At 70.0% G+C, this 25,865-nt stretch carries 21 protein-coding genes and 1 pseudogene; 17 read left to right on the forward strand and 5 right to left on the reverse strand.

Annotation, left to right across the window (positions count from 1 at the left end):
• The 5 genes from ABZY44_RS31335 to ABZY44_RS31355 form a co-directional block, all read right to left on the reverse strand.
• A partial coding sequence (locus tag ABZY44_RS31335) for a serine/threonine-protein kinase (RefSeq protein ID WP_356659750.1) occupies positions 1–897 on the reverse strand: 897 nt, incomplete at its 3' end.
• Between the two features lie 90 nt (positions 898–987).
• Complete coding sequence (locus ABZY44_RS31340) at positions 988–1,761, reverse strand: succinate dehydrogenase/fumarate reductase iron-sulfur subunit (protein WP_356659752.1); 774 nt, start codon at positions 1,759–1,761, stop codon at positions 988–990.
• Positions 1,758–3,662 carry a fumarate reductase/succinate dehydrogenase flavoprotein subunit gene (locus ABZY44_RS31345; RefSeq protein WP_356659754.1) on the reverse strand — a complete coding sequence of 635 codons (1,905 nt, stop codon included), beginning with the start codon at positions 3,660–3,662 and terminating at the stop codon, positions 1,758–1,760. The genes ABZY44_RS31340 and ABZY44_RS31345 overlap by 4 nt, the downstream gene beginning before the upstream one ends.
• Before the next feature lies 1 nt (position 3,663).
• The gene (locus ABZY44_RS31350; protein WP_356659756.1) at positions 3,664–4,506 is read right to left on the reverse strand and encodes a hypothetical protein; all 843 of its coding nucleotides are present in this window, start codon (positions 4,504–4,506) and stop codon (positions 3,664–3,666) included.
• Between the two features lie 95 nt (positions 4,507–4,601).
• Positions 4,602–4,823 (reverse strand): hypothetical protein, encoded by a 222-nt coding sequence (locus ABZY44_RS31355; RefSeq protein WP_356659758.1) that lies wholly within the window; start codon positions 4,821–4,823, stop codon positions 4,602–4,604.
• Between the two features lie 366 nt (positions 4,824–5,189).
• On the opposite strand from ABZY44_RS31355, the gene ABZY44_RS31360 reads away from it, so the two are divergent.
• The 17 genes and pseudogenes from ABZY44_RS31360 to ABZY44_RS31440 form a co-directional block, all read left to right on the forward strand.
• The gene (locus tag ABZY44_RS31360; RefSeq protein ID WP_356659760.1) at positions 5,190–7,619 is read left to right on the forward strand and encodes an ABC transporter family substrate-binding protein; all 2,430 of its coding nucleotides are present in this window, start codon (positions 5,190–5,192) and stop codon (positions 7,617–7,619) included.
• A 374-nt stretch (positions 7,620–7,993) separates the two neighbouring features.
• On the forward strand, positions 7,994–9,898 hold the full coding sequence (gene typA / locus ABZY44_RS31365; RefSeq protein ID WP_356659762.1) for a translational GTPase TypA: 1,905 nt from the start codon (positions 7,994–7,996) through the stop codon (positions 9,896–9,898).
• Positions 9,899–10,350: 452 nt separating this feature from the next.
• Positions 10,351–11,985, forward strand: a complete 1,635-nt coding sequence (locus tag ABZY44_RS31370) for an ABC transporter substrate-binding protein (protein WP_356659764.1) — start codon at positions 10,351–10,353, stop codon at positions 11,983–11,985.
• Between the two features lie 175 nt (positions 11,986–12,160).
• Positions 12,161–13,093: an ABC transporter permease gene (locus ABZY44_RS31375; protein ID WP_356659788.1), complete on the forward strand. Its 933-nt coding sequence runs from the start codon at positions 12,161–12,163 to the stop codon at positions 13,091–13,093.
• Entirely contained in the window at positions 13,086–14,033 is a 948-nt protein-coding gene (locus tag ABZY44_RS31380) for an ABC transporter permease (protein ID WP_356659766.1), read from the forward strand. The genes ABZY44_RS31375 and ABZY44_RS31380 overlap by 8 nt, the downstream gene beginning before the upstream one ends.
• A gap of 11 nt (positions 14,034–14,044) precedes the next feature.
• Positions 14,045–15,100 (forward strand): ABC transporter ATP-binding protein, encoded by a 1,056-nt coding sequence (locus ABZY44_RS31385; protein WP_356659768.1) that lies wholly within the window; start codon positions 14,045–14,047, stop codon positions 15,098–15,100.
• Positions 15,093–16,145, forward strand: coding sequence for a dipeptide ABC transporter ATP-binding protein (locus tag ABZY44_RS31390; RefSeq protein ID WP_356659770.1), 1,053 nt, complete (start codon positions 15,093–15,095; stop codon positions 16,143–16,145). Before ABZY44_RS31385 ends, ABZY44_RS31390 begins: the two co-directional genes overlap by 8 nt.
• A 129-nt stretch (positions 16,146–16,274) precedes the next feature.
• The gene (locus ABZY44_RS31395; RefSeq protein WP_356659772.1) at positions 16,275–17,213 is read left to right on the forward strand and encodes a GNAT family N-acetyltransferase; all 939 of its coding nucleotides are present in this window, start codon (positions 16,275–16,277) and stop codon (positions 17,211–17,213) included.
• A gap of 108 nt (positions 17,214–17,321) precedes the next feature.
• Positions 17,322–18,950 (forward strand): ABC transporter substrate-binding protein, encoded by a 1,629-nt coding sequence (locus ABZY44_RS31400; RefSeq protein WP_356659774.1) that lies wholly within the window; start codon positions 17,322–17,324, stop codon positions 18,948–18,950.
• A 31-nt stretch (positions 18,951–18,981) separates the two neighbouring features.
• Positions 18,982–19,905 carry an ABC transporter permease gene (locus tag ABZY44_RS31405; protein WP_356659776.1) on the forward strand — a complete coding sequence of 308 codons (924 nt, stop codon included), beginning with the start codon at positions 18,982–18,984 and terminating at the stop codon, positions 19,903–19,905.
• 88 nt (positions 19,906–19,993) lie between these two features.
• Positions 19,994–20,920, forward strand: coding sequence for an ABC transporter permease (locus ABZY44_RS31410; protein ID WP_356659790.1), 927 nt, complete (start codon positions 19,994–19,996; stop codon positions 20,918–20,920).
• Between the two features lie 13 nt (positions 20,921–20,933).
• Positions 20,934–21,908 carry an ABC transporter ATP-binding protein gene (locus ABZY44_RS31415; RefSeq protein WP_356659778.1) on the forward strand — a complete coding sequence of 325 codons (975 nt, stop codon included), beginning with the start codon at positions 20,934–20,936 and terminating at the stop codon, positions 21,906–21,908.
• On the forward strand, positions 21,901–23,040 hold the full coding sequence (locus ABZY44_RS31420) for a dipeptide ABC transporter ATP-binding protein (RefSeq protein ID WP_356659780.1): 1,140 nt from the start codon (positions 21,901–21,903) through the stop codon (positions 23,038–23,040). The genes ABZY44_RS31415 and ABZY44_RS31420 overlap by 8 nt, the downstream gene beginning before the upstream one ends.
• 347 nt (positions 23,041–23,387) lie before the next feature.
• Entirely contained in the window at positions 23,388–23,582 is a 195-nt protein-coding gene (locus ABZY44_RS31425) for a hypothetical protein (RefSeq protein WP_356659782.1), read from the forward strand.
• Positions 23,583–23,720: 138 nt separating this feature from the next.
• Entirely contained in the window at positions 23,721–24,617 is an 897-nt protein-coding gene (gene mshB, locus ABZY44_RS31430) for an N-acetyl-1-D-myo-inositol-2-amino-2-deoxy-alpha-D-glucopyranoside deacetylase (RefSeq protein WP_356659784.1), read from the forward strand.
• Positions 24,614–24,997, forward strand: a complete 384-nt coding sequence (locus tag ABZY44_RS31435) for a DUF6113 family protein (protein WP_356659786.1) — start codon at positions 24,614–24,616, stop codon at positions 24,995–24,997. The genes mshB and ABZY44_RS31435 overlap by 4 nt, the downstream gene beginning before the upstream one ends.
• A gap of 259 nt (positions 24,998–25,256) precedes the next feature.
• Positions 25,257–25,865, forward strand: a pseudogene (locus tag ABZY44_RS31440) (hypothetical protein); the annotation flags it as partial.

Here is a 25,865-nt window from a genome sequence, read left to right on the forward strand (position 1 = left end):
GGCTGCGGCCCGGTCCCCGCCCAAGGGGCCGGCCTCGGGCCCCTCCGGGCCCGGCCGCTCCCGGTCGGCCGTTCCGCGCTGCAGACCCCGCAGCGCCGCCGCCACCGCCACCGCCGACTCCGGACGGTCCGCCGCGGCCTTCGCCAGCAGGTGGAGCACCAGACGGTCCAGCTCCGGAGCCACAGGGGTAGCCGACCCGCGCAGCGGGAGCGGGGGGTCCTCGATGTGGCGGCGCATCAGGACGTAGGGGCCGTCGGCCTCCCCGAAGGGCGGGTCCCCGCTCAGCAGCGCGTACAGCACGCACCCCAGTGCGTACAGATCGCACCGGGCGTCCACGTGCTCGCCCCGCCACTGCTCGGGTGCCATGTACGGCGGGCTGCCGAAGATCCGGCCGGTCACCGTCCACCCGGCCGTGGCGTCCGAGGAGTGCGCGATGCCGAAGTCGCAGATCTTCAGCCGGCCCCCGGGCAGCAGGAAGAGGTTGGCGGGCTTCAGGTCCCGGTGGATCACCGACCGCTCGTGCGCGGCGGCCAGCGCCTCCGCGGTCTGCGCGGCCAGTTCCAGCGCGACCTCCACCGGCAGCCCGCCCGGCGCCCGGGCCAGGGCGCTGCGCAGGTCCTCGCCCGCGAGCAGCTCCATCACGATGAAGAGCCGGCCGTCCTCCTGGCCCACGTCGTGCACCACCGTGATCCCGGGGTGCTGGAGCCGCGCCCCGATGGTGGCCTCGCGCCGGAAGCGGGCGACCAGCTCGTCGTCCGTGGCGGCTTCCAGCAGCACCTTCACCGCCACCGGGCGTTCGAGCGCCGTGTCGTGCGCCTGCCACACCTCGCCCATGCCGCCCTGGCCGAGCCGCCGGTCGAGGCGGTACCGGCCCGCCAGCTGATCCCCCACCCGCACCGCGAATGCCCCCTGACCTCACGTCAACGACGTTGCTACAGGGGGCATTCTGTACTGCCGAGTGAACAACCGGGGATCGCTCGGCGGCCGTTACCGTCCGGGCCGGCGTCCGATCTTGTTGCCCAGCCACACCAGTGGGTCGTACTTGCGGTCCACGGCCCGCTCCTTCAGCGGGATCAGGGCGTTGTCAGTGATCTTGATGCCCTCCGGGCAGACCTCCGTGCAGCACTTGGTGATGTTGCAGAGGCCGAGACCGTGTTCCTCCTGGGCCGTGCGCTTGCGGTCCAGTCCCGCCTCGCCCGCCGCGTCCAGCGGGTGCATGTCCAGCTCGGCCACCCGCATCAGGAAGCGCGGACCGGCGAAGGCGGCCTTGTTCTCCTCGTGGTCACGCACCACGTGGCAGGTGTCCTGGCACAGGAAGCACTCGATGCACTTGCGGAACTCCTGCGAGCGCTCCACGTCGATCTGCTGCATCCGGTACTCGCCGGGCGCCACCCCGGCCGGCGGTACGAAGGCCGGGACCTCGCGCGCCTTGCGGTAGTTGAAGGACACGTCCGTCACCAGGTCGCGGACGACCGGGAAGGCCCGCAGCGGGGTCACGGTGACCGTCTCCTCGCGGGAGAAGGTCGACATCCGCGTCATGCACAGCAGCCGCGGCCGCCCGTTGATCTCCGCGCTGCACGAACCGCACTTGCCCGCCTTGCAGTTCCAGCGCACCGCGAGGTCCGAGGCCTGGGTGGCCTGGAGCCGGTGGACGATGTCCAGCACCACCTCCCCGTCGTGCACCTCCACGGTGAAGTCGCGCAGCTCCCCGCCCTCCGCGTCGCCCCGCCAGATCCGGAACGCGGCATCGTAGGTGGTCATCCGTAGAGCTCCTCTTCGGCGAGGTACTTGGCCAGTTCTTCCTTCTCGAAGAGCGCGAGCAGGTCGGATCGGATGGGGTCGGTGCGCATGCGGGTCAGCTCGATCCGGTCCGCCGCCGGATCGGACGGGGCGGGGTCGACCGGCCGGCACAGCAGGTTCACCGGCCGCCAGGACCGCTCCATCGCCGGGCAGTCCTCGCGGGTGTGCCCGCCCCGGCTCTCGGTGCGCTCCAGGGCCGCGCGCGCCACGCATTCGCTGACCAGCAGCATGTTCCGCAGGTCCAGCGCGAGGTGCCAGCCCGGATTGAACTGCCGGTGTCCCTCGACCCCGGCGCGCGAGGCCCGTTCCCGCAGGGACCGGAGCTTGTCCAGGGCTTCGGCCATCTCGCTCTCGCGGCGGATGATGCCGACGAGGTCGTTCATGGTCGTCTGCAGCTCCTGGTGCAGGGTGTACGGGTTCTCCGCGCCCTCGGCGGCGTGGAAGGGGGCCAGCGCCTCCGCGGCAGCCTCGTCCACCCGGGCCTGGTCCACCACCGGGAGCCGGCCCGCCGCGGCGGCCGCGTGCTCCGCGGCGTGCAGCCCGGCCCGGCGGCCGAAGACGAGCAGGTCGGAGAGGGAGTTCCCGCCGAGCCGGTTCGAGCCGTGCATCCCGCCCGCGACCTCGCCGGCGGCGAAGAGGCCGGGCACGCCGACCGTGGCCGCGGTGTCGGAATCGACCGCGATGCCGCCCATCACGTAGTGGCAGGTCGGGCCGACCTCCATCGGCTCGGCCGTGATGTCCACGTCCGCCAGCTCCTTGAACTGGTGGTACATCGAGGGGAGCCGACGCCTGATCCGCTCGGCCGGCATGCGGGTGGACACGTCCAGGAACACCCCGCCGTGCGGGGTCCCGCGCCCGGCCTTGACCTCGGAGTTGATGGCGCGGGCCACCTCGTCGCGGGGGAGCAGCTCGGGAGGGCGCCGGTTGTGGTCGGGGTCCTCGTACCAGCGGTCGCCCTCCTCCTCGGACTCCGCGTACTTCTCCTTGAAGACGTCCGGGACGTAGTCGAACATGAACCGCTTGCCCTCGCTGTTGCGCAGCACCCCGCCGTCGCCGCGCACCGACTCGGTGACGAGGATGCCCTTCACCGACGGCGGCCAGACCATGCCGGTCGGATGGAACTGCACGAACTCCATGTTCAGCAGCGGCGCCCCCGCGAGCAGGGCCAGCGCGTGGCCGTCGCCCGTGTACTCCCAGGAGTTCGAGGTGGTCTTGAAGGACTTTCCGATGCCACCCGTCGACAGCACGACCGCCGGGGCCTCCAGGACGAAGAAGCGGCCGGTCTCGCGCTCGTAGCAGAAGGCGCCCGCCACCTTCTGCCCGTCCTTGAGGATCCGGGTGACCGTGCACTCCTGGAAGACCTTGAGCCGGGCCTCGTGGTCCCCGTACTCCTCGAAGTCCTGCTGCTGGAGCTGGACGATCTTCTGCTGGAGGGTGCGGATCAGCTCGAGGCCGGTCCGGTCGCCGACGTGCGCCAGACGCGGGTACTCGTGCCCGCCGAAGTTGCGCTGCGAGATCTTCCCGTCGGGCGTCCGGTCGAAGAGCGCGCCCCAGGTCTCCAGTTCCCAGACCCGGTCCGGGGCCTCCTTGGCGTGCAGCTCGGCCATCCGCCACTGGTTGAGGAACTTGCCGCCGCGCATGGTGTCGCGGAAGTGCACCTGCCAGTTGTCGCCCTCGTTGACGTTGCCCATGGAGGCGGCGATGCCGCCCTCCGCCATCACGGTGTGGGCCTTGCCGAAGAGGGACTTGCAGATCACGGCCGTCCGGGCGCCGCGCTCCCGGGCCTCGATCGCGGCCCGCAGCCCGGCGCCGCCCGCACCGACCACTACCACGTCCCACTGCTGCCGTTCCACTTGAGCCATCTCAGAAGATCCTCGGGTCGTCGAAAGCGCCGCTGGCCAGCAGGTACACGTAGAAGTCGCACGCGGCGACGCTGATCAGCGACGCCCACGCCAGCTGCATGTGGCGGGTGTTGAGCCTGCTGATCCAGCCCCACAGGCGGTAGCGCACCGGATGCCGGGAGAAGTGCTTGAGGCGGCCGCCCATGATGTGCCGGCAGGAGTGGCAGGACAGCGTGTAGGCCCAGATCAGCGTGATGTTGACGAGGAACAGCAGCGTCCCGAGGCCCATGTGGCCCCACGCGTACCGGTCGTCGCGGAAGGTCAGCACGGTGTCGTAGGTGAGGATGCCCGCGACCGGCACCGCCGCGTAGAAGAAGTAGCGGTGCATGTTCTGGAGGATCAGCGGGAACCGGGTCTCACCGCTGTACGAGGCGTGCGGTTCGGCGACGGCGCAGGCGGGCGGCGAGGCCCAGAAGCCCCGGTAGTACGCCTTGCGGTAGTAGTAGCAGGTCAGCCGGAAACCGAGCGGGAAGACCAGGATGAGCAGCGCGGGGGACAGGCCCCACCAGCTGCCGAAGAGGTCGAGGTTCGGTCCGCCGCGCATCTCCTGGCAGTTCTCCGCCAGGCAGGGGGAGTAGAAGGGGGAGACGTACGGGGCCGCGTAGTAGTCGGCGTCGGCGAAGGCCCGCCACGTCGAGTAGACGATGAAGGCGAGCAGCCCGGCCGCGGTGCCGGCGGGGGCCAGCCACCACCGGTCGGTGCGCAGGTGCCGGGCCGCGATCGCGGCCCGCGAGGCGCCGTGGACGCCGCCGGGCCGTGGGGAGGGTGGGCCGAGGGGAGGGGTCGAGGTGCTGCCTGTGGCCAAGGGGGACTCCGGGTGGAGTGATGAGGGGTGGCCCAGGAGACCCGGCCGCCGTCACTGGGGTGGCCGGGTCTGGTGGGGTGTGCGTCGGGTGCGGGTCAGGGCGCGCGGCGGTCGCGGACGCCGAGTCCCTCGTCGTCGGAATCCGTCCACAGCGAGCTGTCGTACGGGGTGTCCGGGACGCCGACCATCGGGCCCCGGTTCGCAGGCCCGGGGGTGTCCGGTGCCTGCCGGGCGACGTCCTGTTCGAGTCGCTCCACGGAACGGACCAACTCGTTCAGGTTGCGCCGTACGGCTGTCAGATCATCGTTCAGGGACATGACTTGCCCTCACTTCCGCAGGTGCGGTGGCAACGCCCATGTGCGCCTGCGAGTGTCGCGCCTCGCGTCCCCGGTTGTGAAGGGACGTGCAGCGATTGCGGGCGCGCAGGCGCGATCCGTGCGCCCTCCCCGTCCCCATTTTCGTCCCTCTTACGGGGGAACGCCTCCTCGGAACACGCACCGGATTGGTCCGCACGGGTGGGGTTGACGGCGTGGCGAGGGCCCGCTGCGGCGGGTCCGGCGAGGTGTCGATTTCAGTGGGTTTCGGCACCCAGTGTGATCAGCTCCATATACCGCCGAACGTGATCAAGCCCCCCCCCTTCTCACGCCCCGCTCCGCCCACGCCCCGCCCCGGAGGTACCACCCATGTCCCAGAGAAGGCGCAGGTCCTTGGCGCTCCTGACCTCGGGAGTTCTTGCACTGCCGCTGCTCACGGGATGCGGCGCGGATGAAGACGAGGGCGGCCCGGCCGCGGCCGGTCAGGACATCGCGGCGGCGACCCGCGACAAGGTCGCCGACGGCGGGGTGCTGCGCTGGGCCGTGGACGCCCTGCCCGGCACCCTCAACACCTTCCAGGCCGACGCGGACGCCACCACCCACCGGATCGCCGGAGCGGTGCTGCCCCAGCTGTTCGTGCTGAACGGCAAGGGGCGCCCGGTGGCCAATCCCGACTACCTGGAGAAGGCCCAGGTCGTCGAGCGGGAGCCCAAGCAGGTCGTCCTGTACAAGCTCAACCAGCAGGCGGTGTGGAGCGACGGCCGGGAGATCGGCGCCGCCGACTTCGTCGCCCAGTGGCGGGCTCTGAACGGCAAGGACTCGGCCTACTGGACCGCGCGCAACGCCGGCTACGACCGGATCGAGAAGATCGAGCGCGGCAAGACGGACCTCGAGGTCAAGGTCACCTTCGTCAGGCCGTACGCCGACTGGCGCTCCCTCTTCTCCCCGCTCTACCCCAAGCAGGTCACCGGGACCCCGGAAGCCTTCAACGAAGGTGCCCGGGGCACCCTCAAGGTCACCGCGGGCCCCTTCGGACTCGGCGCCATCGACAAGAAGACGGGCACCGCCGCCCTGACCCGCAACCCGCGCTGGTGGGGCGCCCCCGCCAAGCTCGACTCCCTGGTCCTGACCGCCGTGCCCCGGGCCGAGCGCCCGGCCGCGCTGGCCGCCGGCAAGCTCGACCTCGCGGAGATCGACCGCACGGGCGCCGACCGGATCGCACTGGCCCGCCGCGAGGCCGCCAAGGCCGACGGGGCCCACGGGCCCGGCGCCTCCGAGACGGCCGCGCAGGCCACCCTGTCGTGGGCGCTCGCCCACGGCACGGACGAGGCCAAGGCCACGGCCGAGCAGGAGACCCGCAGGAAGCAGGCGGAGGCGGTCAAGCGGTACGCCGAGGAGCAGACCGCCCTGCGCGGCTTCACCGTCCGCAAGTCGCTGGAGCCCGCCTACACCCAGCTCGCCATGAACGGGTCCAGCGGACCCCTCGCCGACGAGCGCGTCCGCCGGGCCGTGGCCCGCGCCCTGGACCGCCAGGCCCTCGCCGACCTCGTCCTCAAGCCGCTCGGCCTGCCCGCGAAGCCCGTGGGCAGCCACTTGGCGCTGGCCGGACAGCAGGCGTACGCCGACAACAGCGACGCCCTCGGGGGCCAGGACACCCAGGCCGCGCAGGCCCTGCTCGCGGACGCCGGCTGGCGCCGGGGCGGCAAGATCACCGAGCCGAACGGCGCGAAGGCGGGCGCCGAGGCCGCGAAGGAGCAGGACGACGGCAAGACGCCGGCCGGTCCCGGCACCGGCAACGACGGCCTCTACATCGTCGGCCAGGACGAGCGCAACGGCGACGACAAGCCCCCGGCCCGGGCCGGGGCGGCCCTGAAGGCGGACCACCCGGACCACCCCGACGGCCGCCCCGAGGGCCCCGAGGACCCGGCGGGCATCGGACTGCCCGAAGGCCCGTACGGCCGCGACGGGGACGTCGCCGACACCGACGCCCTCGCCCACCCGGCACAGCCCTCCCCGGTGCTCGCCCCCGGGCCCTTCGCGGCCGGCCAGGAACAACTGCTGCGCACCCAGGCCGCCCAGGCCGCCCAGGCCGCCGCGGCGGACGCGGTGGACGACGGCAAGCGCAGCCCGGCCCTGGACGCCGAGAGCATCGCCGAGGCGGCCGAGGCCGCCGACCCGGGAGCCAAGGCCAGCGTCGCCCCCACCCCCGCCAAGCAGGCCGTACGCACCTCCGGCAACACGCTCGCCAAGGACGGCAAGGCGCTCACCCTGCGCTTCGTCCTGCCGGCCGGACCCGGCTCCGAGGCCCTGCGCACCGTCGGCGAGCGGATCTCGCAGATGCTGCAGAAGCTCGGCGTACGGACCGAACTGACCAAGGTGGCCGACGAGAGCTTCTTCAAGGACCACATCGCCTCGGGCCAGTACGACCTGGCCCTGTACTCCTGGCCCGCGACCGCCTACCCGGCCACGGACGCCCGGCCGATCTTCGCGAAGCCGGAGCCGGCCGCCGACGGCTCGCTCCTGGTCGAGCAGAACTACACGCGGGTCGGTACCGACCACATCGACCAGCTCTTCGACCAGGCGGCCGGGGAACTGGACGAGGAGGAGTCCCGCAATCTGATGCGCAAGGCGGACGCCCGGATCTGGGCCGCGGCCGGCTCCATCCCTCTCTACCAGCGCCCCGAGCTGGTGGCCGTGAAGCCGAGCCTGGTCAACGCCGGAGCCTTCGGCCTGGGGGCGCCGCGCTACCAGGACATCGGCTGGCAGAAGGCGCCGACGGCCAAGGACAAGAAGAAGTAGCCCGGAAGACCGAAGGGGCGGGGGAGCCGGAGGAGAAGTCGGGACGAAGAGGTCGTGACCGTCAGGTTCCCGCCAGATTGAGTCTTCGGTCACAACCTCAGAAGTGACTCAAGTCCCTTGCCCGCCGGAGTACCCGGCGGGCAAGGTCGTGCGTACCCGTTGACCCGCGTGTATTCAGGCACTGGCGACGGCCGGGACCCCCCACCCTTTCCCCGGCCCGGCTCAGTCGTCCAGCCCCTTGACAGACCCCCCGGCGGGCACTTCCCGTCATTCGACGTAGGATGGGGTAAGGCCGTGGCAGGTTTTCCGCCCGGCCGAGGCTCGCGTGCCGGACCGTACGCGTCGCCATCCACGATCCCGGGAGAAGCGCCGAAGTGCCCACGCGCCACGACATCCGTAACGTCGCCATCGTCGCCCACGTCGACCATGGCAAGACGACCATCGTCGATGCCATGCTCAAGCAGGCCGGTGCCTTCGCCGCCCACCAGCACCTCGACGACCGCATGATGGACTCGAACGACCTGGAGCGTGAGAAGGGCATCACGATCCTCGCCAAGAACACGGCGGTGAAGTACCACCCGAAGGACGGGTCGGCCCCGATCACGATCAACATCATCGACACCCCCGGCCACGCCGACTTCGGTGGTGAGGTCGAGCGCGGCCTGTCGATGGTCGACGCCGTCGTCCTGCTGGTGGACGCCTCCGAGGGTCCGCTGCCCCAGACCCGCTTCGTCCTGCGCAAGGCCCTGCAGGCGAAGATGCCGGTCATCCTCTGCATCAACAAGACGGACCGTCCGGACTCCCGGATCGACGAGGTCGTCAACGAGACGTACGACCTCTTCCTCGACCTGGACGCCGACGAGGAGCAGATCGAGTTCCCGATCGTCTACGCCTGCGGCCGTGACGGCGTCGCCTCGCTGACCAAGCCGGAGGACGGCACCGTCCCCGCGGACAGCGACAGCCTGGAGCCCTTCTTCTCCACCATCCTGGCCCACGTGCCGGCCCCGGTGTACGACGAGGAGGCCCCCCTCCAGGCCCACGTCACCAACCTGGACGCCGACAACTTCCTCGGCCGCATCGCGCTGGTGCGCGTCGAGCAGGGTGAGCTCCGCAAGGGCCAGACCGTCGCGTGGATCAAGCGTGACGGCAGCATCTCCAACGTCCGCATCACCGAGCTGATGATGACCGAGGCGCTCACCCGCAAGCCGGCCGAGGTGGCGGGCCCGGGTGACATCTGCGCGGTCGCCGGTTTCCCCGAGATCATGATCGGCGAGACCCTGGCCGACCCGGAGAACCCGATCGCGCTCCCGCTGATCTCGGTCGACGAGCCGGCGATCTCCATGACCATCGGTACGAACACCTCCCCGATGGTCGGCCGCGGCGGCAGCGGCAAGGGCGCGGACGCCAAGTCCGCGGTCAAGGACCGCAAGGTCACCGCCCGCCAGGTCAAGGACCGTCTGGACCGCGAGCTGATCGGTAACGTCTCGCTCCGCGTGCTCGACACCGAGCGTCCGGACGCCTGGGAGGTCCAGGGCCGTGGTGAGCTCGCGCTCGCCATCCTGGTCGAGCAGATGCGCCGCGAGGGCTTCGAGCTGACCATCGGCAAGCCGCAGGTCGTCACGCAGGAGATCGACGGCAAGGTGCACGAGCCGGTCGAGCGCATGACGGTCGACGTCCCCGAGGAGCACATGGGTGCGGTCACGCAGCTCATGGGCGTCCGCAAGGGCCGCATGGACAACATGTCGAACCACGGCTCCGGCTGGGTCCGCATGGAGTTCGTCGTCCCGTCGCGCGGTCTCATCGGCTTCCGTACCGAGTTCCTCACCGGTACGCGCGGCACGGGCATCGCCCACTCGATCCACGAGGGCCACGAGCCGTGGTTCGGCCCGCTGGTGACCCGTAACAACGGTTCCCTGGTCGCCGACCGCGCCGGTTCGGTCACGCCGTTCGCGATGATCAACCTGCAGGAGCGCGGCGTCCTGTTCACGGAGCCCGGCACCGAGGTGTACGAGGGCATGATCGTCGGCGAGAACTCGCGCTCCGACGACATGGACGTGAACATCACCAAGGAGAAGAAGCTCACCAACATGCGTGCGGCTTCCGCGGACAACACCGAGAACGTGGTGCCCCCGCGCAAGCTCTCCCTGGAGCAGTCCCTGGAGTTCTGCCGCGACGACGAGTGCGTCGAGGTGACCCCGGAGGCCGTCCGCATCCGCAAGGTCGTCCTGGACCAGAAGGACCGCTCGCGCACCGCGTCGCGCGCCAAGTCCGGCAAGTAGTCACGGACTAGCCGGGTGGGACCCACGTCACACCTGGGCCCTGCCTGACGGCAGCTTTTACGGGCAGCCCCTCCCGTCACGATCATCGTGACGGGAGGGGCTGTTCGCTTTTGTCAAGTGGATTGTTTCCATCCGATGTCCGGATAGCGACCGTGACACTCCGGAAGAAGAGCTAACAGTCCGTTTCGTATGTGTCTGTCTCCTATCAGTTTGTCCGGATTTCGGGTTTTAGCCGTAGTGCGATGTTGTGAAAACGAGACCACTTAAGTGTGGTTTACGGTCTGGCAGTCCCTGAGGATGGCTCCATTGAGCTCGGGTCAATGGGTCACACGCTGTGGGGAGCGGCGACTCACGAGCACACTCGGGACACCGGTACTCATCGCCGTCAGGGGTGTCGGCGAAACACACCTGTGTCCTTCACATCAGACAGTGGACTCATGAGGAGGAAACCCATGCGCGGTGCCAAGAGCGCCAAGTGGGTAACGGGCGCCATCGTCGTCGCCCTGGCAGCGACTGCCTGTGGCGGCGGTGACGACAAGGCGACCGCGAAGGGTGAGGTCGACCCGAACGGCATCTACTCCGTCGAGGTGGGCGAGCCGGAGAAGCTCCTCCAGCCGGCCGACACGATGGAGTCCAACGGCTCGATCGTCCTGTCCGGCCTGTTCTCGCAGCTGGTCGACTACGACGCCGACGGCAAGCTGACGATGGTCAACGCCGAGTCGGTCGAGTCCAAGGACAGCAAGCTCTGGACCGTCAAGCTCAAGCCGGGCTGGACCTTCCACGACGGCACCAAGGTGACCGCCGAGTCCTACGTCAAGGCGTGGAACTGGGCCGCGAACATCAACAACAAGCAGGGCAACGCGTCCTGGTTCGCCGACATCAAGGGCTTCGAGGCGCTGCACCCGGAGGCCGAGGGCGCCAAGCCCACCGCCGAGGCGCTCGAGGGCCTGAAGGTCGTCGACGAGAACTCCTTCACCATCGAGCTCGCCACCGCGGTTCCGTACTTCGCGTACAAGCTCGGCTACGAGGTCTTCTCCCCGCTGCCCGAGTCCTTCTACAAGGACCCCGCGGCCGCCGGTGAGAAGCCGGTCGGCAACGGCCCGTACAAGTTCAAGTCGTGGGAGCACAAGAAGCAGATCGAGCTCACGCGCTTCGACGACTACAAGGGCGAGAACAAGGCGAAGAACGGTGGTGTTCTCCTCAAGAACTACTCCACCGTCGAGACCGCCTACGAGGACCTGAAGTCGGGCAACGTCGACGTCCTGCGCTCGATCGGCCCGAAGGACCTCCCGGTCTACCGCGCCGACCTCGGTGACCGCGCCGTCGACCAGGCGTACTCGGCCATCCAGACCCTGGCCATCGCGTTCTACGCCGACCAGTGGAAGACCCCGAAGCCCGTCGACCCGCGGGTCATCCAGGGCCTCTCGATGGCGATCGACCGCGACACCATCACCAAGACCGTGCTCCAGGGCACCCGCGAGCCGGCCACGGGCTGGGTCGCCAAGGGCGTCCTCGGCTACACGCCGAACGCGACCGGTGACATCACCAAGTTCGACCCCGCGAAGGCCAAGCAGCTCATCGCTGACGGCGGCGGCGTTCCGAACAACGAGATCTCCATCCAGTTCAACTCGGACGGCGGTCACAAGGAGTGGGTCGAGGCTGTCTGCAACAGCATCACCCAGGCCACGGGCGTCAAGTGCGTCGGTGACGCCAAGCCCGACTTCCAGGCCGACCTCCAGGCCCGCAAGTCGAAGCAGGTCAAGTCGATCTACCGCTCCGGCTGGGTCCTCGACTACCCGGTGAACGCGAACTTCATCAGCGACCTGTTCCGCACGGGCGCGGGTGGCAACCAGGGCGGGTTCTCCAACCCGGACCTGGACGCGAAGATCGCCGCGGCCGACAGCGCCGCGACCCTGGACGAGTCCGTGAAGGCCTACCAGGCCGTCGAGAAGGACCTCGTCAACTACATGCCGTCGATCCCCATGTGGTACTACAAGGTCAACGCTGGCTTCTCCGAGAAGGTCCAGAACGTGACGTACGCCCAGGACGGCGACCCGATCCTCGAGGGTGTCGAGGTCAAGAAGTAAGTCCTACCGCGTAATTCCGCTCGAAACGGATGTGGGCCGGCGGGGAGCCGGCCCACATCCGGGCCTATATGCAGCGCCCGGGGGGCCCTTTCGCGACGCAGTGACGATTCGTCACGCGCGTGCGTGGCGAAAGGGCCCGTCCGGCTGCGCCTGCCGCATCTTCTACGGAGGCATGATGGGGCGCTATGTCGCACGACGACTGCTCCAGATGATCCCGGTCTTCTTCGGGACGACCCTGCTCATCTTCATGATGGTTTACAGCCTGCCCGGTGACCCCGTGGCCGGACTCTTCGGGGACAAGGGAACGGACCCCGCCACACTGGCCGCTCTGCGGCACCAGCACGGACTGGACCTCCCGATCTGGGAGCAGTACTACAACTACATCACCGGCATCCTGTTCCACTTCGACTTCGGGCAGCAGATCCGCAGCGGACGTGAGATCACCGATGTCATCGGCAAGGCCTTCCCGGTCACGCTCCAGCTGGCCTTCCTGGCGTTCGCCATCGAGATCGTGCTCGGTCTGACCCTCGGGATCCTCGCCGGCCTCAAGGCCGGCAAGCTGGTCGACAACCTGATCCTGATCCTGACCCTGCTGATCATCTCGATGCCGGTCTTCGTGCTCGGCTTCATCGTCAAGTCGGTGTTCGCGTTCCAGCTCGGCTGGATCTCGCCGAACGTCAGCATCAACGAGACCTGGGGCGAACTGCTCGCACCGGCCATCGTGCTGGGTTCGCTGTCACTGGCCTACGTGGCCCGTCTGACCCGTACCTCGATGGCCGAGAACCTGCGCGCCGACTACGTGCGCACCGCCGTCGCCAAGGGTCTGCCCAAGCGCCGCGTCATCGGTGTGCACCTGATGCGCAACTCGATGATCCCCGTCGTCACCTTCCTGGGCACCGACATCGGCGCCCTCATGGGCGGCGCCGTCGTCACCGAGGGCATCTTCAACGTCAAGGGCGTCGGCGGTCTGATCTACGACTCGATCGTCCGCCGCGAGGGCCTCACCGTGGTCGGTGTCGTCACCGTCCTGGTCGTCGTCTACCTCATAGCCAGCCTTCTCGTCGACCTCCTCTACGCGGTCATGGACCCGAGGATCCGGTATGCCTGACCTGACCCAGACCGAAACCGTGACGGCCGAGACCACCTCGGCGCCCGGCGCCCCCGTGGCCCCGGAGAAGGCCGAGAAGGCGCGCAGCCTCTGGGGCGACGCCTGGGCCGACCTGCGTCGCAACCCGTACTTCGTCGTCTCCTCGGTGCTGATCTTCTTCCTCCTGGTGATCGCCGCCTTCCCGAGCCTGTTCACCAGCGTCGACCCCACCAAGGGCGACCTGGTCCACCACTTCCTCGGCAAGCCGGAGCTCTCCAAGGTCGGTTCGCCCGACTGGCTCGGCTGGGACGGCCAGGGCCGCAGCGTCTACGCGCGCCTCGTCTACGGCACCAGGGCCTCGATCATCGTCGCCGTCTCCGTGACGGCGATCGTCACCGTGATCGGCGGCATCACCGGCATGATCGCCGGCTACTTCGGCGGCATGACCGACGCGATCATGTCGCGCATCACCGACATCTTCTTCGGCATCCCGTTCCTGCTCGGCGCGATGGTCGTCCTCCAGGCCTTCGCCGAGCGCACGGTGTGGACGGTCGTCTTCGCCCTGGCGTTCCTCGGCTGGACGCAGATCAACCGCGTCATGCGCGGCGCGGTCATCACCGTGAAGCAGGCCGACTACGTGCACGCCGCGAAGGCGTTGGGCGCCAGTACCACCCGGATCCTGATCAAGCACATCCTGCCGAACGCCATGGCCCCGGTGATCGTGGTCTCCACGATCGCGCTCGGCGGCTACATCGCGGCCGAGGCGACCCTGTCCTACCTCGGCCTGGGCCTCGCGTCCCCGACCATCTCGTGGGGTGTGGACATCTCGGCGGGTGCCGCGCAGATCCGAGTGGCGCAGCACATCCTGCTGTACCCCTCGATCATGCTCAGCATCACCGTCCTCGCCTTCATCATGCTCGGCGAAGCGGTCCGCAACGCCCTCGACCCGAAGCTGCGCTGAGGAGGGCGTAAGTGATCACCATGGACAACACCTCCAGCGTTCCCTCCCCGCGTGACGGGGAACCGCAGACGCCGCTTCTCGAAGTGCGCGACCTGCACGTCGAGTTCCACACCCGCGACGGTGTGGCCAAGGCCGTCAACGGCGTCAACTACAGCGTGAGCGCCGGCGAGACCCTCGCCGTCCTCGGCGAGTCCGGCTCCGGCAAGTCCGTGACGGCGCAGGCCATCATGGGCATCCTCGACATGCCCCCCGGCAAGATCCCGCAGGGCGAGATCTTCTTCCGCGGCCAGGACATGCTCAAGATGAGCTTCGAGGAGCGGCGCAAGCTGCGCGGCCGGAAGATCGCCATGATCTTCCAGGACGCGCTGTCCTCGCTGAACCCGGTGCTCACCGTCGGCTACCAGCTGGGCGAGATGTTCCGCGTCCACCAGGGGCTGTCGAAGAAGGAAGCCCGCCTCAAGGCCATCGAGCTGATGGACAAGGTCAAGATCCCGGCGGCGAAGGAGCGGGTGGACGACTACCCGCACCACTTCTCCGGCGGTATGCGCCAGCGCATCATGATCGCCATGGCGATCGCGCTGGAGCCGGACCTGATCATCGCGGACGAGCCGACCACGGCCCTGGACGTCACCGTCCAGGCCCAGGTCATGGACCTCCTCGCGGAGCTCCAGCGCGAGCTGAACATGGGCCTGATCCTGATCACCCACGACCTCGGCGTGGTCGCCGACGTCGCGGACAAGATCGCGGTCATGTACGCCGGCCGGATCGTCGAGACCGCCCCGGTCCACGAGATCTACAAGCGCCCGGCGCACCCGTACACGCGCGGCCTGCTCGACTCGATCCCGCGCCTGGACCAGAAGGGCCAGGAACTCTTCGCGATCAAGGGCCTGCCGCCCAACCTGCTGCGCCTGCCCACCGGCTGCTCGTTCAACCCGCGCTGCACCGTGGCGCAGGACGTCTGCCGGACGGACATCCCCCTGCTCCAGCCCGTCAGCGAGCAGGACGGCACCGAACTGGTCGGCCGCCACAGCGCGTGCCACTTCTGGAAGGAGCAGATCCATGGCTGAGCTCACCAAGAACGCCCCCGAGCGCGAGCCGATCCTCCAGGTCCGGGGCCTGGTCAAGCACTTCCCGCTGACCCAGGGCATCCTGTTCAAGAAGCAGGTCGGCGCGGTCAAGGCCGTCGACGGCATCTCCTTCGACCTGTACCGCGGCGAGACCCTCGGCATCGTCGGCGAGTCCGGCTGCGGCAAGTCCACGGTCGCCAAGCTCCTGATGAACCTGGAGCGCGCCACCGCGGGCGAGGTCTTCTACAAGGGCCAGGACATCACCAAGCTGTCCGGCCGTGCCCTGAAGGCCGTGCGCCGCAACATCCAGATGGTGTTCCAGGACCCGTACACCTCGCTGAACCCGCGCATGACGGTCGGCGACATCATCGGCGAGACCTACGACATCCACCCCGAGGTGGCTCCCAAGGGCGACCGGCGCCGCAAGGTGCAGGAACTCCTGGACGTCGTCGGCCTCAACCCGGAGTACATCAACCGGTACCCGCACCAGTTCTCCGGCGGCCAGCGCCAGCGCATCGGCATCGCCCGCGGCCTCGCGCTCAACCCGGAGATCATCATCTGCGACGAGCCGGTCTCCGCGCTCGACGTGTCGGTGCAGGCCCAGGTCATCAACCTGATGGAGAAGCTCCAGGAGGAGTTCGACCTCTCCTACCTCTTCATCGCGCACGACCTCTCGATCGTCCGGCACATCTCGGACCGCGTGGGCGTCATGTACCTCGGCAAGATGGCCGAGATCGGCACCGACGAGCAGATCTACGAGCACCCGACCCACCCGTACACGCAGGCGCTGCTCTCCGCGGTGCCGGTGCCGGACCCGGAGGCCCGCGAGGGCCGCGAGCGGATCATCCTCACCGGTGACGTCCCCTCGCCGGCCAACCCGCCGTCGGGCTGCCGCTTCCGCACCCGCTGCTGGAAGGCCGAGGAGAAGTGCTCCGTGGAGGAGCCGCTCCTCGCGATCCCGGAGCGCTTCCAGGGCGTCACCTCCCCGGCCGCGCACGAGTCGGCGTGTCACTTCGCGGAGGAGAAGGCCGTACTGGCCGTCTGACCTCCCGCAGGCGACGCACCAGGGCGCCCGGCACCGGATCCTTCCGGCGCCGGGCGCTCCTGCGTGCGCTCCCGCGCCGGTGTGCCCGGATGCGTACGCTGACCCGGCCCCGACGGCCGTCGTGGTCTGATGGCCCGCATGCTGACCGTACGGCCCGCGGGGCCTTCAGACACCGCGGACATCTGCGGGCTCCTCAACGCCGTCGACCGGATCGAGATCGGCCGCCCGGAGACCGACCTGGGCGCCGTGGAGGCCGACCTGCACCACCCCGACGTGGACCTGCGGACCGACTCCTTCCTCGTCTTCCGGAGTGGCCGGCTCCTCGGCTACGCCCTGGTGTGGGCCGACTCCGGCGCCGGCCGCGTCGACTGCCACTTCCGGGTCCTGCCGGGACACCGCGCGGCCGCCGCCCACCTGCTGGACCTGGTGGAGAGCCGGGCCCGCGCGCTCGCCGCCGGAGCCCCGGACGCCTTCCTGTGGCTCGCGCCGGGCAGCGGGCGCACCCTGGACCCCGGCCTGCTGCCCGGCCGCGGCTACCGCACCGTGCGCCGCCACCAGGTGATGACCCGGGCCCTGGACCCGGCCGCCGATCTGCCCCCGTCCGCCCCGGCCGGGCTCACCCTGCGCGCCTGCGACGGGGGCGAGGCGGAGCGCCGCCGCGCCCACGCCCTGGTCGAGGAGACCTTCGCCGAGCACTTCGGGCACGTGGAGCGCGCCTACGAACCCTGGCTGGACCACATCGACGGCCGGGCCCTGGACTGGTCGCTGGTGTGGATCGCCGCGCTGCCCGCACGGGGCGACGTGGGCGTCCTGCTGACCCGCGACGACCGCACCAGCATGGGCTGGCTGAGCCATCTCGGCGTACGGGACGACGTGCGCGGCCGGGGCGTCGGCGGCCATCTGCTGCGCCACGGCTTCGCCGCCTACGCGGCGCGCGGCCGCGCCGTCGTGGGGCTCGGCGTGGACACGGGCAACGAGACGGGCGCGCTCGCGCTGTACGAGGCGCACGGCATGGGGCTGCACTACGCGGTGGACACCTGGGAGCTGGCATTGCACTCGCAGGGGTGACAGGCACGGGACGCGAGGGTGCAATCGGTCCAACGAGGCGTGTGCGGGGACCCTCATAGGGTGACATAGGGCCCTAAGCGAGTCTCGGGATCCAGGAGGAGGCACTCCATGCGCGGAGCCACCCACGCCAAATGGGCCGCATGTGCGGTGGCCGTCGCCCTCGCGGCCACGGCCTGCGGCGGCGGAAGCGACAGCGGCGGAGGCGGCGCGGCGGGCATCGTCAGCTCCTCGTGGGGCGACCCGCAGAACCCGCTGGAGCCCGCCAACACCAACGAGGTGCAGGGCGGCAAGGTCCTCGACATGCTCTTCCGGGGCCTCAAGCGCTACGACCCGAAGACGGGCGAGGCCGTCGACATGGTCGCCGAGAAGATCGAGACGACGGACAGCCAGAACTTCACCGTCACCCTGAAGGACGGCTGGAAGTTCAGCAACGACGAGCCGGTCACCGCCCGGTCCTTCGTCGACGCCTGGAACTACGGCGCGGACGTGCGCAACAAGCAGAACAACTCGCCGTTCTTCTCCGACATCGTCGGGTACGCGGATGTCCACCCCGCCTCCGGCGAGCCCAAGGCCAAGACGATGTCCGGACTGGTCGTCAAGGACGACAAGACCTTCACGGTCGCCCTGAAGAACAAGTTCTCCACCTGGCCCGAGACCCTCGGCTACCAGGCCTTCTCGCCCCTGCCCAAGGCCTTCTTCACCGACCACGCCGGCTGGCTGAACAAGCCGGTCGGCAACGGCCCGTACACGGTGGACTCCTACACCAAGGGCACCGGCATGAAGCTGCGCACCTGGGACGCCTACCCCGGCCCGGACAAGGCGCAGAACGGCGGTGTGGACCTGAAGGTCTACACCGACAACAACACCGCCTACACCGACCTGATCTCCGGCAACCTGGACCTCGTCGACGACATCCCGGCCCAGCAGCTGAAGAACGTCGCGAACGACCTCGGCGACCGCTACATCAACCAGCCGGCCCTCATCATCCAGACCCTCACCTTCCCGCTGTACGACCCGCAGTGGAACAAGGAGGGCATGGAGAAGGTCCGCCGGGGCATCTCCATGGCGATCAACCGCGACGAGATCACCAAGCAGATCTTCCGGGAGACCCGCACCCCGGCCAAGGACTGGACCTCCCCGGCGCTCGGCGAGAAGGGCGGCTTCTCCGCCACCGCCTGCGGCGAGGCCTGCTCCTTCAACCCCGCCGAGGCCAAGAAGCTCATCCAGGAGGCCGGCGGACTGCCCGGCGGGAAGGTCACGTTGACGTCCAACGTCGACACCGGCTCGCACCGCGAGTGGATGGACGCCGTCTGCAACAGCATCAACAACGCGATCGGCGAGGGCCCGGTCTGCACGGTCAACCCGGTCGGCACCTTCGCCGACTTCCGCAACCAGCAGAGCGGATACAAGCTGACCGGCCCCTTCCGCTCCGGCTGGCAGGCCGACTACCCCCTGATCCAGAACTTCCTCCAGCCCCTCTACTACACCGGGGCCTCCTCCAACTACGGGAAGTTCAGCAACGCGGACTTCGACAAGCTCGTCGACGAGGCCAACCAGGAGAGCGACGCGGCCAAGGCCGTCGCGAAGTTCCAGGACTCCGAGAAGATCCTCGCCGCACAGATGCCGTCCATCCCGCTCTGGTACCAGAACGGCAGCGCGGGCTACGCCGAGCGGCTCTCGGACGTGGCGCTCAACCAGTTCAGCGTCCCCGTGTACGACCAGATCAAGGTCAGCTGACCCTCGTTTCGGATCGATCCTGGAGCAGTCCATGGGACGTTATGTGATCCGGCGGCTGCTCCAGATGATCCCGGTGTTCATCGGCAGCACGTTCCTGATCTTCTTCATGGTGTACGCGCTCGGTGACCCGGTCGCGGCCCTCTTCGGCGACAAGGCGCCCGACCCCGCCACCGCCGCGCGCATCCGCAAGGACCTCTACCTCGACCAGCCCCTGTGGAAGCAGTACGTCCACTACATGGGCCAGATCTTCCAGGGCGACTTCGGCACGGCCTTCAACGGGCAGCCGGTCACCGAGCTGATGGCCAGTGCCTTCCCCGTCACCCTGCGTCTGACCATCGTCGCGATCTTCTTCGAGATCGTCATCGGCATCACCCTCGGCGTGGTCAGCGGCCTGCGCCGCGGCAAGTCCGTCGACACCTCCGTGCTGGTGCTCACCCTCGTCGTCATCTCCGTGCCGACGTTCGTGACCGGCTATCTGCTCCAGTACCTCTTCGGCGTCAAATGGGGCTGGGTCCGGCCCACCGTCTCCCCGGACGCCCCCTTCAGCGAGCTGATCCTGCCGGGCATCGTGCTCGCGCTGGTCTCCCTCGCCTACGTCACCCGGCTCTCGCGCACCTCCATCGCCGAGAACGTCAAGGCCGACTACGTGCGCACCGCGACCGCCAAGGGCCTGCCGCGCCGCCGGGTCGTGACCCGCCACCTGCTGCGCAACTCGCTCATCCCCGTCGTCACCTTCATCGGCACCGACATCGGCGCCCTGATGGGCGGCGCCATCGTCACCGAGCGGATCTTCAACATCCACGGCGTCGGATACCAGCTCTACCAGGGGATCCTGCGCAACAACTCCCCGACCGTGGTCGGCTTCGTGACCATCCTCGTCATCGTCTTCCTGCTGGCGAACCTGCTCGTCGACCTGCTCTACGCGGTCCTGGACCCGAGGATCCGTTATGCCTGACCCCGAGCGTCCCGAAGGGCCCGGCGGCTACGACCCCGTCGGGCCCCGTCCGCGCGAGGCGGTCTCCCCGACCGGTCAGGGAGGACCCATGGATCTGGCCCTGGAGGAGGCCGAGAGCGTCGAGGGCATCGAGAGGACCGGCTCACGGGGCGGGTCCGGCCCCGGCGAGAAGCCCCGCTCCCTGTGGTCCGACGCATGGCACCAGCTGCGCCGCAACCCCGTCTTCGTCGTCTCCTCGCTGATGATCCTCTTCCTCGTGATCATCTCGATCTGGCCGCAGCTCATCGCGAGCGGCGACCCGCTGCGGTGCGACCTGTCCAAGTCGCAGCAGGGCTCCTCCCCGGGCCACCCCTTCGGCTACGACACCCAGGGCTGCGACGTGTACACCCGTACCGTGTACGGGGCCCGCGCCTCCATCACCGTGGGCGTCTGCGCCACCCTCGGCGCCGCCCTGCTCGGCTCGGTGCTCGGAGGGCTCGCAGGCTTCTTCGGCGGCTGGGGCGACGCGCTGCTCTCCCGGGTCGCCGACATCTTCTTCGGCATCCCCGTCGTCCTCGGCGGCCTGGTCTTCCTGTCCGTGGTCACCAGCACCACCGTCTGGCCGGTCGTCGGCTTCATCGTGCTCCTCGGCTGGCCGCAGATCGCCCGCATCGGCCGCGGCTCCGTCATCACCGCCAAACAGAACGACTACGTCCAGGCCGCCCGGGCGCTCGGCGCCGGCAACGGCCGCATGATGCTCCGGCACGTGGCGCCCAACGCCATCGCCCCCGTCATCGTCGTCGCCACCATCGCGCTGGGCACGTACATCGCCCTGGAGGCCACCCTGTCCTTCCTCGGCGTCGGCCTGCGCCCGCCCACCGTCTCCTGGGGCATCGACATCTCCAACGCCGCCCCGCAGATCCGCAACGCCCCGCACATGCTGCTCTGGCCGGCCGGCGCGCTGAGCCTGACCGTGCTCGCCTTCATCATGCTCGGCGACGCGGTACGCGACGCCCTCGACCCCAAGCTGCGCTGAGGAGCCCCCGCACATGCTGCTCGAAGTGCGCGACCTGCACGTGGAGTTCACGACACGCGACGGTGTCGCCAAGGCCGTCAACGGCGTCGACTACTCGGTGGCCGAAGGCGAGACGCTGGCCGTGCTCGGCGAGTCGGGCTCCGGCAAGTCGGTCACCGCCCAGGCCGTGATGGGCATCCTCGACGTGCCGCCGGGCCGGATCGCGGGCGGCGAGATCCTCTTCAAGGGCAGGGACCTCCTCAAGATGAAGGAGGAGGAGCGCCGGAAGGTCCGCGGCGCCGAGATGGCGATGATCTTCCAGGACGCGCTCTCCTCCCTGAACCCGGTCCTCAGCGTGGGCGCGCAGCTCGGCGAGATGTACGAGATCCACCGCGGGATGTCCCGCAAGGACGCCCGGGCCAAGGCCGTCGAGCTGATGGACCGCGTGAAGATCCCGGCGGCCAGGGAGCGGGTGGGGGACTATCCGCACCAGTTCTCCGGCGGCATGCGCCAGCGCATCATGATCGCCATGGCGATGGCACTGGAACCCTCGCTGATCATCGCGGACGAGCCGACCACGGCCCTGGACGTCACCGTCCAGGCCCAGGTCATGGACCTCCTCGCGGAGCTCCAGCGCGAGCTCAACATGGGCCTGATCCTGATCACCCACGACCTCGGCGTCGTCGCCGACGTCGCGGACAAGATCGCGGTCATGTACGCCGGCCGGATCGTCGAGACCGCCCCCGTCCACGAGATCTACGCCGCGCCCGCACACCCGTACACGCGCGGCCTGCTCGACTCGATCCCGCGCCTGGACCAGAAGGGCCAGGAGCTCTACGCGATCAAGGGCCTGCCGCCCAACCTGCTCGCCATCCCGCCCGGCTGCGCCTTCAACCCGCGCTGCCCGATGGCGCGGGCCGCCTGCCGCGCCGAGGTCCCGCCGCTGGCCGAGGTCGCGCCCGAGCGCGCCAGCGCCTGCTTCTTCTGGAAGGAGTGCCTCGGTGGCTGAGTCCCAGGGGTCCGCTGAGTCCATCCTCGAAGTGACCGGCCTGGTCAAGCACTACCCGCTGACGCAGGGCATCGTCTTCCGGAAGCAGGTCGGGGCGGTCAAGGCCGTCGACGGGGTCTCCTTCGACCTGCGGGCGGGCGAGACCCTCGGCATCGTGGGGGAGTCGGGCTGCGGCAAGTCCACCGTCGCCAAGTTGCTGGTCAACCTGGAGCGTCCTACGGCGGGCGCGATCAGGTACAAGGGCGAGGACCTCGCCAAGCTGTCCGGCCGGGCCCTGAAGGCCGTCCGCCGCAACATCCAGATGGTCTTCCAGGACCCGTACACCTCGCTGAACCCGCGCATGACGGTCGGCGACATCATCGGGGAGCCGTACGACATCCACCCCGAGGTGGCGCCCAGGGGCGAGAGGCGCCGCAAGGTGCGGGAACTGCTCGACGTGGTCGGCCTGAACCCGGAGTACATCAACCGGTACCCGCACCAGTTCTCCGGCGGCCAGCGCCAGCGCATCGGCATCGCCCGCGGCCTCGCCCTCCGGCCGGAGATCATCGTCGCCGACGAGCCGGTCTCCGCGCTCGACGTCTCCGTCCAGGCCCAGGTGATCAACCTCCTGGAACGCCTGCAGAGCGAGTTCAGCCTCTCCTACGTCTTCATCGCGCACGACCTCTCGATCGTCCGGCACATCTCCGACCGGGTCGGCGTCATGTACCTGGGCCGGATCGTCGAGATCGGGACCGACACCCAGATCTACGATCACCCCACCCATCCGTACACCCAGGCCCTGCTGTCCGCGGTCCCGGTGCCGGACCCCCGCGCCCGCGCCCGCCGCGAGCGGATCATCCTCTCCGGCGACGTCCCCTCCCCGGCGAACCCGCCGTCGGGCTGCCGCTTCCGCACCCGCTGCTGGAAGGCCGAGGCCCGGTGCGCGACCGAGGTCCCCCTGCTGGAGATCCCCTCCTTCCTCCCGGGCGGACCGAACGCCCACCCCTCGGCCTGCCACTTCGCGGCCGAGCGCCAGGTGGTGCCGCCGCCGGCGGACACGCCCCCGGCGGGCGCACCCCGGACGGCCGCACCTGCCCCGGGGACACCTCCGCCGGGACCGCCCCCGCAGACGGGACCGCTGACCAAGGAATGAACACCCGGCCCCCGACAGCACTCATTTTTCGCCACAGCTGCGAAGGGCCGGGCAACGTGGTTAACCCAGAGGCAACTTGACCGTTTCTGCCCCGAGATGTGGTCCGGGCAGTCTGAACGGCAGGCGGCCGTGCGGGTGCCGACAGCCGGCCGGGGAGGCGCACAGCCACCCCGGCCGGCGTTCCCATGCCCCCGGACATGCGCGCCGTGCGCCCCTCGTGCTGCCGGAATCGATCGATGCTCTGGTACGGAAAGTTATGATCCGTAGCGCACGGTGGGTATGACTCTGCCGAGCACCGAGTTGCGAGTACGCGTACTGATGTCCGCTCGACGTGGAGGTGAAACGCCGTGGCGCTATCGATCTCGGCCGTGGTGCTGCTGGCAGTCATCGTCTTCCTGCTGGTCCGGCGTTCGGGCCTCAAGACGGGACACGCGGCGGTCTGCGTACTGCTCGGCTTCTATCTGGCGAGCTCGACCATGGCTCCGACGCTCTCGGAGCTCACCTCGAACGTCGCGAGCATGATCAGCGGCCTCAAGCTGTAGACCGCCGGTCCGGCGCTCCGCCGGCCCGTCCGCCCGCCGTACGGCACGTCGCCGTACGGCACACAGTCGTGGGGTCCGCCGCCGTGCGGGGCGGCGCCTTGTGAGGCCGGGGCACCGCGTCCTCGTAGTCTTGCCCCCATGAACGGTCTTCCCGCCCGTCGGCTCCTCCTGGTGCACGCGCACCCGGACGACGAGTCGATCAACAACGGCGTCACCATGGCCAAGTACGCGGCCGAGGGCGCCCACGTCACCTTGGTGACCTGCACGCTCGGCGAGGAGGGCGAGGTCATCCCGCCCGGACTCGCCCATCTGGCGGCCGACCGCGACGACGCCCTCGGCACCCACCGCGTCGGCGAGCTCGCCGCGGCCATGCGCGAACTGGGCGTCGCCGACCACCGTTTCCTCGGCGGCCCCGGCCGCTTCCGGGACTCCGGGATGATGGGCGCCGAGCAGAACCGCCGGCCCGGCGCCTTCTGGTCCGCCGACGTGGACGAGGCCGCCGCGTACCTCGTGGAGGTGATCCGCGAACTGCGGCCCCAGGTCCTCGTCACCTACGACCCGGACGGCGGCTACGGCCACCCCGACCACATCCAGGCCCACCGCGTCGCCACGCGCGCCGCCGAACTGGCCGCGGAGTCCGCGTACCGGCGGGACCTCGGCGAGGCGCACGCGGTCGAGAAGGTCTACTGGAACCGCGTTCCGCGCTCGGTCGTCGAGGAGGGCTTCGCCCGCCTGCGCGCGGCCGCGGGCGCAACGCCCTTCCCGGGACTGGCCCGTCCCGAGGACGTGCCGGGGGTGGTGGCCGACGAGCGGATCACCGCCGAGATCGACGCCGACGAGGCGCTGGTGGCCGCCAAGGCCGCCGCGATGCGCGCCCACGCCACCCAGATCGCCGTGGACGGCCCGTTCTTCGCGCTCTCCAACGACCTCGCCCAGCCGTTGTTCGCCCGCGAGTACTACGAGCTGGCCGCGGGCCGCCCGGGGGCCCCGGCCGGCGAGCGCGAGCGGGACCTCTTCGCGGGGGTGCGGGCATGAGCGGTACGTGGACACCGGGGCGGATCGCCACCGTGCTCGGCCTGTTGGCGGCCGGCGTCGTGACCGGCGTCGCCGGCTGGCTCGTGGTCGACCTGTGGTTCCCGGGCGGGCTCGTGCTGGCCCTGCTCGCCCTCGCGGGACTGTTCCTCGGCGGCCGGATCGCCCTCGGGACCGGCATCGGGTTGGGGGCGGGCGCGGCCGGCTGGTTCCTCGCCTACGTGATCCTCAGCGTCCCGCGGCCGGAAGGGGACTTCCTGCTCAGTTCGTCCGGAATCGGCATGTACGCCTACCTTTTGGGCGGGGTGGTGCTCGCTGTGATGTGCGCCACGGTCAGGGGTCCGGGGGACCGGCCGGTTTCGGCCGCCGGGCCCCGCAAGTGACGGGCCGTCGGAGCGATCCGAGACCGTGACGAGCTGCCCGGCAGGCGGCCTGACGGAGGCTCGGCAGGGCCTCGGCGGGCGGCCGCCACCCGCCGGGCGGGGCCCCGGCGGGCGCCCGGAGAGGGTGTGGGGGGAGTCAAGAGGAACCCTTCGTTCCCGGTGGCCGGGTGCGCGCGGGCGGCGGCCAGTATGGTGGACGGGCCGCCGAGCTGCCCGCGCACGGTATGACGGGCGGCGGAGCCAACCGGGAGAACCTGCCTTGAGTCGTGAAACTGACAGTCCGTCCGCCGGGCCCAACGGGCGCGGTGGAGCCGCCTACCCCTCGGGCACGCCGCCGTATGGAACCGGCCAGAATCCGTCCACGACTGTGCCGCTGGGACCTGGCGCGGCGACCACCCCGGAGGAGAGTCCTGTGACCGCCAAGCCCGCCAAGCCGTCCGCGCCCGATTCCGACGGGCCGAAGACGGAGACCACCCTGACGACCCGGATCCGGATCAACATCCCCGGATCGCGGCCGATTCCGCCCGTGGTCGTACGCAAGCCCATGCCCGAGGCCGAAGCCGAGCCGGAGCCCGCACCGGCCCCCGCCCCGGAGCCGGCGCCCGAGCCGGCCGCGGCCGAGGACTCGCCGAGCAACTGGTTCGCGCCGCGCAAGGCCGCGCCGGCCCCGCCGACCCCGCCGCACGGCCAGGCTCCGGCCCAGGCACCTCACCCGACGGCGGGAGCGGCGCCCGGGGGGAGTGCCGCTCCGCGCTTCGACACGCCCGCACACGGCTTCGCCCAGCCCCCGGCGGGCCCGCGCCCGGGCGCCCCGACCGGCCCCGGCGCCGGACCGGGCCCCCGACCGGGCCAGGGGCAGGCCCCCGGC

Origin of the sequence: Streptomyces sp. NPDC006544 (assembly GCF_040611715.1) — a bacterium.
Taxonomy (GTDB): domain Bacteria; phylum Actinomycetota; class Actinomycetes; order Streptomycetales; family Streptomycetaceae; genus Streptomyces.